Origin of the sequence: Coleofasciculus sp. (genome assembly GCF_046539235.1) — a bacterium.
GTDB lineage: Bacteria > Cyanobacteriota > Cyanobacteriia > Cyanobacteriales > Coleofasciculaceae > Coleofasciculus.
On the sequence record NZ_JBKHHI010000166.1, the window covers coordinates 1 to 13,201 of the forward strand.

At 46.8% G+C, this 13,201-nt stretch carries 8 protein-coding genes and 1 tRNA gene; 6 read left to right on the forward strand and 3 right to left on the reverse strand.

Annotated elements, in window-relative coordinates:
• Nucleotides 1-15: 15 nt before the first annotated feature.
• Nucleotides 16-3,693 carry a two-partner secretion domain-containing protein gene (locus ACLFWI_RS15845; protein WP_446413719.1) on the reverse strand — a complete coding sequence of 1,226 codons (3,678 nt, stop codon included), beginning with the start codon at nucleotides 3,691-3,693 and terminating at the stop codon, nucleotides 16-18.
• A 190-nt stretch (nucleotides 3,694-3,883) separates the two neighbouring features.
• The gene (locus tag ACLFWI_RS15850; RefSeq protein WP_446413720.1) at nucleotides 3,884-4,774 is read right to left on the reverse strand and encodes a carbohydrate ABC transporter permease; all 891 of its coding nucleotides are present in this window, start codon (nucleotides 4,772-4,774) and stop codon (nucleotides 3,884-3,886) included.
• Between the two features lie 405 nt (nucleotides 4,775-5,179).
• Between ACLFWI_RS15850 and ACLFWI_RS15855 the strand changes: the two genes are divergently transcribed.
• The 5 genes from ACLFWI_RS15855 (at nucleotide 5,180) to ACLFWI_RS15875 (ending at nucleotide 12,382) form a co-directional block, all read left to right on the forward strand.
• Nucleotides 5,180-9,382 (forward strand): EAL domain-containing protein, encoded by a 4,203-nt coding sequence (locus ACLFWI_RS15855; RefSeq protein WP_446413721.1) that lies wholly within the window; start codon nucleotides 5,180-5,182, stop codon nucleotides 9,380-9,382.
• Between the two features lie 208 nt (nucleotides 9,383-9,590).
• Complete coding sequence (locus tag ACLFWI_RS15860; RefSeq protein ID WP_446413722.1) at nucleotides 9,591-9,959, forward strand: hypothetical protein; 369 nt, start codon at nucleotides 9,591-9,593, stop codon at nucleotides 9,957-9,959.
• Nucleotides 9,956-10,465, forward strand: coding sequence for a DUF3226 domain-containing protein (locus tag ACLFWI_RS15865; RefSeq protein ID WP_446409801.1), 510 nt, complete (start codon nucleotides 9,956-9,958; stop codon nucleotides 10,463-10,465). The genes ACLFWI_RS15860 and ACLFWI_RS15865 overlap by 4 nt, the downstream gene beginning before the upstream one ends.
• A 76-nt stretch (nucleotides 10,466-10,541) precedes the next feature.
• Entirely contained in the window at nucleotides 10,542-11,423 is an 882-nt protein-coding gene (gene fabD, locus ACLFWI_RS15870) for an ACP S-malonyltransferase (protein ID WP_446413723.1), read from the forward strand.
• 320 nt (nucleotides 11,424-11,743) lie between these two features.
• Complete coding sequence (locus ACLFWI_RS15875; protein WP_446413724.1) at nucleotides 11,744-12,382, forward strand: lysophospholipid acyltransferase family protein; 639 nt, start codon at nucleotides 11,744-11,746, stop codon at nucleotides 12,380-12,382.
• Nucleotides 12,383-12,426: 44 nt separating this feature from the next.
• Here ACLFWI_RS15875 and ACLFWI_RS15880 read toward each other — a convergent pair whose 3' ends face one another.
• Complete coding sequence (locus ACLFWI_RS15880; protein WP_446410749.1) at nucleotides 12,427-12,930, reverse strand: DNA recombination-mediator protein A; 504 nt, start codon at nucleotides 12,928-12,930, stop codon at nucleotides 12,427-12,429.
• Between the two features lie 190 nt (nucleotides 12,931-13,120).
• On the opposite strand from ACLFWI_RS15880, the gene ACLFWI_RS15885 reads away from it, so the two are divergent.
• Nucleotides 13,121-13,194, forward strand: a tRNA-Val gene (locus tag ACLFWI_RS15885).
• The last annotated feature ends 7 nt before the right edge of the window (nucleotides 13,195-13,201 follow it).

Sequence of the window (13,201 nt, forward strand, 5' to 3'; positions counted from 1 at the left end):
ACTCCTTAGCCACACTTAGTTACAAAAACTGGGATTAACCCATAACGTTTTAGGCGTAGCATTGGGGATAGATGAGGTTAAAGTAATATTTCCCTCAGCATCAATGACCCAGCCATTCGCTTCCACAATTTGACCATCCGAGACATTTTGCGCTGGGATTATTGTTTGGTTCACCTGAACTGATTCATCTGCATCTGATTCTAAAGGAATCCAATCCACTAACACGGCTTCCCCCCGCAATAACTCATTAGGTTTTGGCGGTAAACCCCCGCGTCCCGTCACCACAAACAGACTGCGATTTTCCACTACATCAGCCCGACAAACTTGAGCCACCAATCCGCGCACATCTATAGGCTGAGTGGGTAATTGGGTTAATCCGCGACTGGGGTCAATATTGGGCGTATTCAGGACTACATCCCCCTCTAAGCCAAATTGTGAACTAGCTGTAATATCGCTTTTTGGTGTTCGTTGGGGACGAAATTCTAACCCAAAAATATTTTGCGCGGTGATATTAATATTGCCGCCATTGCCACCAAAAGCATCGGCGACGATATCACTATTTTCATCTTCAATAGCGACAACAAATTCTGTATCAATGTCAATATTCCCCCCATTACCTTGACCACCAAATGCTTCTGCCGAAATCAGACTATTGCGGCGCATTTCGATTAAATCCTCTACCTGAAGATTGATATTCCCGCCCTCACCGGAAACCGTTTTGGCAATCAACGCGCCCTGATTATCTAAGGTAATCGTATCCGCCTCAATTCGCATCTTACCTGCATTCCCTGTCGCCGCATCCGGAAACGTGATATTCAATCCCGCACCAAAGCCATAGGTGCCACTACTAAACCGGGCTAAGTCCTCCTGAGTTGTACCCGTAGAAACGGTTATCCTTGCCCCATTTTTTACCACCAGTTGTGGTGTTTTCACCTCTATATTATTGCCATCACCAGCACCGAACCCTTGAGAATATAAGCCACTCGAAATCCTCCCGGCTGATGTACCATTCAGTTCGATAGACTCGGAAGCGTTAACTGATAAACTCCCGGCTTCACCCACCCCAAATGTGGACGCAGATAGAACAGCGCCATCTCGAACACTCAAGCGCTGAGTATTAATGGTTAAGCGTCCTCCCCGACCAAATTCTATCGTATCTGTCGATATGCCACTAGGAATACCCCGGATAGCAGATACGCCTATCACATCCACCGATTCAGCCGCATTAATGGTTAAATTTCCGGCATTTCCTAAGCTAAACGATGTAGTACCTATTCCTGCACCATCTTGCACAATTAAACGTCGCGTCGTTAACGTTAAGTTTCCCGCATCACCCGCACTACGAGTTCCCGCCCCTAACAAAGAAGGATACTGTTCATCCGGAGTTGTACCACTCAATTCGACGGAATCGGACGCATTCACAATTAAATCTCCACCCTGACTCTGGCTAAAGGTTGTGGTTGATATTCCTGAACCGTCTCGGATGGTTAAACGTCCGGTATTAACATCGATAGTTCCAGCATTACCAATGCTGTAGGATTGAGTATATAAGCCACCCGGAATATTGAAAGGTGTTGTGCCAATTAAGTCCACCGCATCAGTGGCTTGTATCGTTACATTTCCCCCTTGTCCTTGACCCAAACTATAGGCGGATAGTTCTGAACCATCTTGAATCGTCAATCGTCCCGATTTTATCGTCACATCTCCCGTTCCACCTGTTCCTATCGTGAACGTTAATAAGGAACTGGCTGGACTATTTAGGGGTGAACCGGGCGCATTGATAATTGTAGTTTGAACCTCTGGCGGTAAGGTTGCCACAAAGTCTTCCAGAGGGGGAATTACGGTAATTAATGTGTTCAGTAATCGACTATCGGCTTGGGTTCCCCTAAGTTGAATCGTATCCGAGGCGGTTATGGTTAAATCTCCAGCTTTAGCTGCGCCCAAAGTACCGACAATGACTCGTGCGGCATTGTTTAAGGAAACTGTATCCGCTTCAATCGTAATATCTCCCCCTTGAACAGGTATAGGGGAAAAGGGCAACAGACTAGCACTTAAGATGAGATGATTATCCCACGCGATCGCACCTTGACTGGCTAGCTTAATTGTTCCACCTAATGCCCCGATAGAGAAGATATCTGAGGTGATGATATCTCCTTCCCCAATTAAGGTAATATCGCCACCATTACCTGGCGGTAACTCTGAGGACATGGGTATAGAGGATGTGTTTATCTCCCCCGTGATGTCTATACCGCTTCTAGAGTCGATTACAACTGAACCCCCATTCCCGGATAAACTCGCCGTAGTAATTGCGCCACTAACTCCAGGAACACTGGTTAGTTCATTGACACTGATGACACCACCGGGTAACGAAGGATTAGGCTGATACTGATTGCTTAAAAAAACCATTCCTCCGGGGTTAAATATGCCACCAATTGTAATATTGGCACTTGTTGGAGTCGCAATTACATTAGGAAGTGGTGGAATTAAAACATTGGGTGGGATAGGTGGTGGTAAAGGATTGTTGCTAATTTCAGGATTACCAAAGGCTGTTGTCCCCGCCCGGATATCTAACGTGGGTTGGGTTTTACCATCAACTAATATAGTTGTGCCATCAGATAGAGTAATCGTTTCCACGATACCATTAACCGGGTCAGCCGACTGAATAATAACGTCCCCTGAAATCGTGACACTCCCTCCCGCTAAAATATGTAGAGAAGCGCCCACGTAGCCGCCTAAAATTACATCCCCACTGGCGCGAATAACCGGGTCTTCTGGACTGATTAATTGTCCTAAGTTCCCCTCTAAATCTTCTATGCGAAAACTGCCCCCAGTTGTATAATGAGCATTACCTTTAATCGGATTAGCTGAACGCAAGACTAAATCTGCACCGGAAAACAGTCCACTATCCGGATGATTTAACGCCGAAATCTCGATACGGTTTGCCCCTTCCACCTTTAACTGATTAAAAGCCACCGCCCTAAACGGATTGCTGATTGTATCCTGAATTTGTACCGTATTTGTGGCATACAAACTTACATCTCGTTCAGCTTGCAGTTGACCTTGTAAAGAGAGATTCTGGGCGGCTAAGGTTAAATCTTGCCCGACAACTAAGTTCCCCCGATTGGTAATAGACGCATTTGTCGCATTGTTGCCGTATTGCAAGCCTGGGGTTAGATTAATTGTCAGTAAGGGCGGGGCTTCCGGGTTCGTGGCGCTAAACGTTAAGCCATTCTCAAATAGCACTGAATCTGCCGTAGTTCCCACAAAGGAACCCGCTACATCCAGACGCGCCCCTTCACCAAAGATAATCCCATTAGGATTGAGTAAATATAACGAGGCTTGTCCATTTACCCCCAAGGTGCCTAAGATGTGCGATATATCACTCCCCGTCACCCGACTGAAAATTGTTTCAATCCCGGCTGGATTAGCAAAATAGACGCGCCCCCCCTCTCCCACATTAAATTCTAAGAAACTGTGGAACAGATTCGAGTCGCGAATTGCCCCCCCTTCAATCAAATCCGCGGGCAAACCTTGGATATCCACATTCGGCGTGACAATAGACGATTCAGCACCTAAAGTGGTATCCGGTTGAATCTGCGCCAATGCAGGTGCAGCGACAGGAGCGATCGCGCCCCATCCTGCTAAAATCAGGCTGAACCCCCATGGTCTATGCCCTAACCCCTGGCTTGCCATATCCGTCGATGGTAGATGATGTTGGGAAGGAGACTATTGTACCTCAAGTTGAGTTCCCTTGATCCCAGGGAATATAAGCCGAATGTCGCCAACTTGGTATAAGCTAAAGCTTACTGGGTAAATCTTTGAACCCGTTTTAACGGGTTTCAGCTTTTAGCCAGAACTTTAGTTCTAGGCTTAAGGAGCGTGCTTAACTAATGCGATCGCGCCCTTGTGATACCTTAAGATTAAGCAGGGATAATCCCAGAATTACTAAAAATAACACTAATCCAATCGTGCAAGCATAACCGATTTCCAAATCCGCAAACGCTTGCTCATACAAATAATACACCACCGTTTTGGAACTATTACGGGGTCCCCCTTGGGTCATGATATAAACTTCTTCAAAAACCTTCGTCGCCGAAATAGCCGAAATGACCGCAACCAAAGCCAAATAGGGACCCATTAAGGGAACCGTAATATCCCAATGTTTCCCAAACCCATCCGCACCATCCAACGCCGCCGCTTCATAGAGTTGGTCAGGAATCGATTGCAAACCTGCCAGATAAACCACCATGTAGTAGCCTAACCCCTTCCACACCGTTACTGCCATAACACTAAAAATCGCCAAATCAGGACTCGTCAGCCAGGGAATTCCCTGTTTAAACCCAATCCAAGTGAGGATTTGATTAAATAAACCATTTTCCGCATAAAGCCACCGCCACGCAATTCCCGCCACCACCATCGAAACCACCACGGGAGTGTAATACGCCGCCCGAAACCAGCTTATCCCGCGCAGTTTCTGATTCACCAAAATGGCTAGCCCTAACGGTAGTACCACTAAAATTGGCACAACGCCAATCAGATATAACACTGTGTTCCCCACGGTTTGCCAAAATACTGGGTCTTTCACCAAGCGTTGCAGATTCGTCAAACCCACCCATTCCGGCGTTTGGGTCAAATCATAGTCGTATTGCGTAAAACTTAGGTAAAAGGCTTGACAAGCAGGCAAAAATACGGTTAATCCCAAGATAACCAGGGCAGGGAGCAAAAACAGGTACGGCGTAAACTTGGGCGGGATGACAATTGAATCCTTGGACATCTGATCTGCAAATTATTACGGAAAAAGAAAAGTTAAGGATTATAGTGTAGCCTAGCGAACAGTTTCCTCTTCTTAACCTTAGTGTAATCTTATTAGTTACCTCACCATAACCCAATAGGCCCTTATCTAAGCTGGCGATGTGGGTGGTGAGGTATTGGCGTTCTCATCTAGGCAAGTCTAAATGTAAACCTCTGTCTAAATCCTGGATATCTGTGCCAGTAGTGCTAGATGGGAGGTTGCTGACATAAGCTGATGCAGTAAGCGATGCGATCGCATACAGCAGGCTTAGGTTGATTCGATCTATTTTTCACGGTGCTATCTATCATCAACCCGATTATTGTCTTGGGCGAGGTAAATAACGTTAGGCGATGCCTAAACAGGAGTTGCGTTTAAAACTTCTACCCCTTGACGCCATCTGTCTTGTCCCGACCCGAACGGGGGGAATTAACCCGGATTGAGGATGAGGGAATTTCCCCGCACAATACATTGGAGTGTTATGCCGCCGTGAAACATTTAGAAGTAAGCTACAGCCATTTACGGGAAAAAGATACACAACCCGAACTAAAGACAACCGTACTGGAACTTCTCAGTATCCCGACGCATCCACAATCGAGCCGGAGAGGAGACAGTGACACCCTATTGTGGCAAACGCTAGTGCAATCCATTCCCCTACCCTTGGTTATTGCCCGCTTAACCGATGGTGTTATTCTGTATGCTAATGATCATTACGGCTCGACCTTTGATCCGAGCCAACAGACAAATGGCAGAATTGATCAACCCGTTTGCGATCGCCAAACTCTATCCTTCTATCATGATCCCGCCCAACGACAGATAATATTACAGGTTTTAGTTAGCCAAGGCTATTTGCGGGATTACGCAGTCAAAATGCCGAGTCACGATGGCAAGCCGATTTGGAGCCTAGTTTCTCTGCAACGGTTAACCTTTAAGCGGGAATCAGCCTTTCTTGCCATTTTCCAGCCGATTACGGACGACTCGCATCACCAAGAATCCCTGCAATCCTTACCCCCATCCCATCAGGAAACAGCCACATCACCCCAACCAACAAGCCGCCCGTTAATTGCTAATGCCTTGTGTGAACAGGAGGTCAAATTTTGTACCTTAGCCGAAACCATTCCTGCCGCTGTCTTAATCTACAAAGGCAATCAGTTAGTCTATGTTAATTCCATAGTCTGCGAAATTACAGGATACAGCCAATCTGAGTTATTAACCATGGATTTATGGGACTTACTGCATCCGAGTAGCCACGCCTTCATGCCGAAACAATCCCTGATTGAAAAAGCGCAGAGGGGGGCAAAACGCCGCTATGAGGTGCAAATCCTGACCAAAACCGGTGATAGTCGCTGGCTGGATATGAGTACCCGGATCATTGAGTTTCAAGGAAAACCAGCCATCCTCTTAAGCGCCTTTGATATCAGCAATTACAAGCAAGCTGAAGGGGCTTGGCAAGAAAGTCAGCGCACCCTAGCCACACTGATGGGCAATCTGCCCGGGATGGCATATCGGTGTCGGGCGGATAGTCAATGGACGATGGAGTTTGTCAGTGAGGGCTGTTTTAATCTACTGCACTACAATCCCTCTGATTTGGTAGAAAATCGGGCATTAGTGTTCAGTGACGTGATTCATCCAGAAGACCGAGAACGGGTGAAGCAGGATGTGCAAGCCGCCGTTACCGAAAAACGACCCTATCAACTCGAATATCGAATTACTACCGCCACCGGGATTCAGAAGTGGGTTTGGGAACAAGGATGCGGCATTTTTTCTCGTCATGGAGAATTACAGGCTTTAGAGGGCTTTATTACCGATATCACCGAACGCAAATGGGCAACAAACGCCCTAGAACTCTTGCAAACCATGACCCAGGCGATTGGTGAAGCCCCAGATTTTCAGTCAGCCTTATATGTCACCTTGAGCAAAGTGGGGAAAGCCACCCATTGGGATTTGGGCGAAGCTTGGGTCAAACGTGCCGATGGTAAGGTTTTAGCATGTTCCACAATTTGGCGCAGAGGAGAGGAACAGCCTGGGAAGGCAGAAGGTAAGCAGCAAGGTGGAACGTCTACTCACACCGATAAAGGCGCAGCGTCTCCCTATCCCCCTTTCTTAGCGTCTGAGGCGTCCACCCGGCAAGACTTTTGCCATTACAGTCCCGCCTTTACCTTTGCTTTAGGCTGTGGACTACCCGGACGAGTTTGGGCATCCCGTCGCCCAGAATGGATTCCCGATGTGTCCCGTGCGCCTCATTCCTCCTTCGTGCGCTCCTCTCTGGCAAAGGCTTGTGGTTTGAAAGCGGGCTTGGCGGTGCCAATTATCGCTCATGACCAGGTTTTGGCAGTATTAACGTTTTTCCGGTTTGAATCGCGGCAAACGGATTGGCGTTTGGTAAACTTGATTTCTACCGTAGCGGCTCAATTAGGGGTAGCAATTGAGCGCAAACAGGCGGAAGTGGCGTTGCGTTCCTCTGAGGCGGAGTTGCGGGCATTATTTGCGGCGATGACGGATTCTATCTTTGTCTTGGATAGTCAGGGATGTTTTCTGAAAATTGCCCCGACGAATCCTGACCCCGTGTTGTTGCCGAAAAATGCCAAAGAATTTGTGGGCAAAACCCTGCCTCAACTCTTTGGTACAACTCAAGCCGATCAGTTCTTGACCTATATCCAGGAGGCAATCACCACATCTTCGCGTTTGAATATTGAGTATAGCTTAACAGTGCGCGATCGCGAAGTTTGGTTTGCGGCGACGATTTCCCCCACCTGGGAAGACTCCGTGGTTTGGGTAGCACGGGATATTACGGAACGTAAACAGGCAGAACAGGCGTTGCAACAGGCAGAAGCCAAATATCGCAGTATTTTTGAGAATGCCTTGGAAGGAATTTTCCAATCCACGGCTGATGGGCATTATATTAGCGCCAATCCTGCCCTTGCTCGTTTATACGGCTATTCCTCTGCCGAGGAATTGATGGTGCGACTGACCGATATCGAACATCAGCTTTATGTTGATCCCCAGCGACGGGCGGAGTTTAGTCGGCTGTTGCAAGAAAATGATGCGGTAGCTGATTTTGAGTCCCAAGTCTATCGCAAAGATGGCAGCGTGATTTGGATTGCCGAAAATGCCCGTGCTGTTCGGGATATGACAACAGGTGAATTGCTGTATTACGAAGGCACAGTCGAAGATATCACCGAACATAAATTGGCAAAAGACCAACTGCAAACCCGGGCGTTTTACGATACATTGACCGGATTGCCCAATCGGGCGTTATTTATGGATCGCTTAAGTCATACCGTAGAGCGAGCCAAACGCCATCACACCTATCGATTTGCCTTACTCTTTTTAGATTTAGATCGGTTTAAAGTGGTCAATGATAGTTTAGGGCATCTTCTTGGGGATCAACTGCTGATTGGCATTGCCCGTCGTTTAGAATCCTGTTTGCGGACAGAGGATACAGTGGCGCGATTGGGTGGAGATGAGTTTACCATTCTGCTGGAAGATATCGAAGATATTCACCATGCAACCCGCGTGGCGGAACGAATTCAGCAAGAATTAGCCGCCCCATTTAATTTAGATGGACATGAAGTCTTTACCGGGGCGAGTGTCGGAATCGTTTTAAGTCGGGAGATCAAGCAGGGGGATATCACTAACTATGATCGTCCCGAAGACTTGTTGCGGGATGCCGATACCGCCCTCTACCGGGCAAAAGCATTAGGGCGCTCCCGCTATGAGGTATTTGACCTCACCATGCATCAAAATGCCCTCAGCGTCTTGCAGTTGGAAACCGAGTTGCGACGGGCGGTGGAAAACCAGGAATTTGAGATTTACTATCAGCCGATAGTCTCCCTCTCGACGCATCAGATTGCTGGGTTTGAGGCACTATTGCGTTGGCACCATCCCAGCCGAGGATTAGTGTATCCCGGTGAGTTTATCCCCATGGCAGAGGAGACGGGATTAATTATTCCCATGGGGTGGTGGATGTTGCGCCAAGCCTGTCGTCAGTTAGAACTTTGGCAGGATACGGTTCAGGACAGTGAACTTAGTGAAGAATTGGCTGAGCAGTTGACGATTTATGTCAATCTTTCCAGCAAGCAGTTTTTACAACCGGAACTCTTAGAACACCTGGACAAAATTCTGCACGAAACCCATCTGCATCCGAGTCATTTGAAGTTGGAAATTACTGAAAGCTGTTTACTGGCAGACCCAGAGATAGCGGAAGAACGGCTCAAAGAATTACGCGATCGCCAAATTGGGTTATGTATTGATGATTTTGGTACAGGTTATTCGTCGTTAAGTTATTTGCATCGATTTCCCATTGATACGATTAAGATTGATCAGTCTTTGATTAGTAATATTGGCATCGATGATCAAGGGCATTGTGAAGCAGGCATGATCAATCGCACCAAAGGATTACCCCTGCAAATTGTCCGCACAATTATCATGTTGGCAGATAGCCTGGGAATGAAGGTTATTGCCGAAGGCGTAGAAACAAAAGAGCAATTGACTCAACTGCGGCTGCTGGATTGTGACTATGCTCAAGGGTATTTATTTCAAGCGCCCTTAGATGCGTTGACAGCCGGAAAACTTCGCGTTGATCCTCAATAGGATGAAGCGGATTCGTTGTGCGCCCTCAGTTCAAAAGTCTACCGTAGCCAGTAGGGTGGGCATTGCCCACCAGAATAGGAGGAGCGTACCATTCGATATAAGTTTATAGCACTACGTATTGAGGTTAGGACAATAAAATTAGGTGAAAAGGCAATAGGGGGAATGTTCTAACGTATACCCGCTGACTCTGATATCTAAAAATGAACCCATGTCGTCAGTTTTGCAAGTTCGAGTCATCCAAGATAATCAAGAGACATCTAAGTATCCTGTTATAGCAACTTCAGATGGAATTTTGCTCCATGATATACCCGATTATAATAATCTGCCTATCATTCCATCTTTTGGAAGACTGTCAAATAAAGATTTAACTGAAGAGTATGACAAAGCCCGTTTAAATGATAAAGATGAGGAAGTCCTCAAAGCCTTTAAAATATTAGATCCTTCGATTGAAAAAGTAGAAAGTTTTTCTATTGGAGAACCGACACTCTACTTAGTCCGGAAAGAGCAGAAAGGACGGTTGCCACTCTCCTTGAGCCTCCTATTTGCATCAATGACTATGAATGTCTGGAAGGATTGAGTCAATCAAAACTCATTAATGCTCTCAAAGCTTTAGTAGCCGATATTCAGAAAAGAGATATACAAAAGGTTGGTATTGTCAGAGATATCGATAATTTTTCTGTAGATGAGCGAATTCAATGGGTGAACGAATGTATTAATCAAGCTTTCACGAATAGTACAAATTTATCACAAATAGGAAAATTCATAGAAATTAGTACGGCTACTGGAGAGGTGATCAAGTTATCCTGCTATTTCACCAATGTAGATGGTAAAGGTGAATTAGAAACTGTACTAAAAACTATTAAATCTCAGGATTCTGCGTTTGCTGATTGCTTAGACAGTTGGCGGGATTGTTTAAGTCAGAAAGGCAAATCAATCACTGATAAAGAGTTTGACAAGTTTTGGGTTAGTCTCTACATTAGATTTGATACTTGCTTATTTGATGAATTAACCATTAGCCGCGAAACCGTAGGGGCGCAAAGACTTGCGCCCGATTCAATGGTAAAATCTATTCCACAATTTTAGCTGTGTCACGCCGCCATCGTGGGGAGAGCGTAGCGTAACGCACCTTTGCCACTGACCAACATGTAAGGAATAACAAATGACTAAAACTGCATGGGTGTTTCCGGGACAGGGTTCTCAAGCTGTCGGGATGGGAACCGACTTAGCCGATTTACCCCTGGCTCAAGCCAAATTTGCCCAAGCCCAGGAAATCTTAGGCTGGGACGTGCTAGAACTGTGCCAAAGTTCTGACGAGAAACTGTCTCGCACTCTCTATACTCAACCCTGTCTCTATGTCATCGAAAGCATCCTAGCCGATATTATCCAGGAACGAGGACATCAACCGCACCTCGTCGCGGGTCACAGTTTGGGCGAATATGTAGCACTCTACGTGGCGGGTGTCTTTGACTTTGAGGCGGGGTTAAATCTGGTCAAACGTCGTGCTGAACTAATGGATAGTGCCTCAGGTGGCATGATGGCAGCTTTAATTGGATTTAATCAAGACCAGCTTGACCAATACATTCAGCAGCATGATGATGTGGTATTAGCTAATGATAATAGTCCAACGCAAGTCGTGATTTCTGGAACCCCCGATGCAGTAGAAGCAGTATTGAGTCAGGTTAAAGCCAAGCGAGTGGTGCGGTTAAATGTATCTGGGGCGTTTCACTCACCGTTCATGGCATCAGCCGCGACGGAGTTTCAAGGGGTGTTAGACTCTGTTCCCTTTAGTGACGCGAAGATTCCCGTGTTATCCAATGCAGAACCCACACCTGCCACAGAAGCGGCTGTTCTCAAGGAACGCCTCCAACATCAAATGACGGGAACTGTACGCTGGCGAGAAATTTCCTTACACCTGTCAGAGGAAGGGATTGAGAAAGTGGTAGAAATTGGTCCGGGGAAAGTTCTCACAGGCTTAATTAAACGGATGTGTCGGGATGCCGTCTTAGAAAATGTAAGCAGCTTATCTGATTTGTCGGGTTAAACGGCTTATTCAAACTTGCTCAGATTAGCCCGATAACATCGGAAATACAATGATTTACTGACGGGCGACTCAACGTGTTAATCTATCGTTAACCTGAGGAGTTTACCGTAATCTCGATTTGGTACAAAATCGGGGAGGGCGATTAGTTCCGATTGACCAAGCCGAAGCGATGAAAATTAAGCAGCCGACATTGGATGCTCACCCACCCCAATTCCCAAGTTAACACAGGCACAGTAAACTATAACGAATGACCAATGACTAATGACCAATGACGATATCCACCGTTAAATTGAATTTTTCCCATCTACTTAGGATGTTCTGTGACTAGAAACCGCGAACCCTTTGCTAGCCTAATCCTCTACCACACCTTCAAATGGTCGGTAGTCAGCCCAGTGCTTAAGGTTTACCTACGAGGTCACATTCATGGTGCTGAACATGTACCGATGGATGGTCCACTTGTCGTAGTTAGTAACCACGCCAGTGACTTTGACCCACCGATTTTGTCCAATTGTGTGCGGCGTCCGGTGGCATTTATGGCAAAAGAGGAACTATTTCGTGTTCCGGGACTCAAACAAGCTATTCAGTTATACGGCGCTTACCCAGTGAAGCGGGGTGCAGCAGACCGGAGTGCCATTCGTGCGGCGATTGAGTGTTTATCACAGGGGTGGGCTGTGGGTGTCTTTTTACAGGGAACGCGCACCCCAGATGGTCGTATTCCTGAACCCAAACTAGGTGCTGCCTTAATTGCGGCTAAAGTAAATGCCCCTCTACTGCCCGTGAGTTTATGGGGAACTCATGCCATTTTTCCCAAAGGATCACGGATACCGCGTCCTGTACCCGTAACCGTGCGAATTGGTCAACCCATTGACCCCCCAGCTTCGACGAAACGACCTGATTTAGCCGCCGTGACTCAGAGGTGTCAAGCTGCTATTCATGCTTTACATGATTTAGGGCGATGAATTAGATGCGATAAATCGCATCGGGTACAGGACGTGCTTTTCGGTTAATCAAAATAGAAAATGGTCACCACCTTGCGCTGTTCCTCAGCCTCCTCACAGGTTCTCAGCAAGGTTTTGCTGTCATGAAAGGCGAAGCAAACAAGCTGTTGACATCGGGAAATGATTTCGGAGTTACACAACGCACTAGCTTCTGCCAGAGACAGATGATCATTTTCTGGGTTTTCGACTAAGTGCATCACTTGTTGGAGTTGAACTCGCGACTCCCGTGGCTGACGTTCTAAGCTTTGGGGCAAAATGACCGTCAGCAAATTCGGGTCAGCACGCATCGCACCGCGAATCGCGGCTGAGTTCGTACCTATTGCGCCAGAGGTCATCAGACGATTGCCACCTAGAACCAAGGCATAACTCATCATCTCGATCAGATGTTGATGGGTAATGGGTACATGACGCGATCCTAACAGGGCAATCCGCTTAGAACCTGTTTGCTGGATTGTCGCAAGTTCTTGCGCTAAGGTATCTACACCGGAGATTTCTACTGATTGATTCAAAGATGCTGGTTTAGGCTGAACAACCTAGGTATTTTAGCAAAACCAGCGACAGTTAGGACTATTAGCTCGCAAAAAGGTGGCGGAGGGGCTCTAGGTGCAGGGGGGCGGGGAGAGAAAAACTATTTTGGCTTGATCTGACTTGCTTGCCACTTTTCAAAGATTCGTGCTACAGTAAGATACTGTTTGGTTTGGACGCATAGCTCAGTTGGTTAGAGCACCACGTTGACATCGTGGGGGTCACTGGTTCGAGTCCAGTTGTGTCCATTTAATT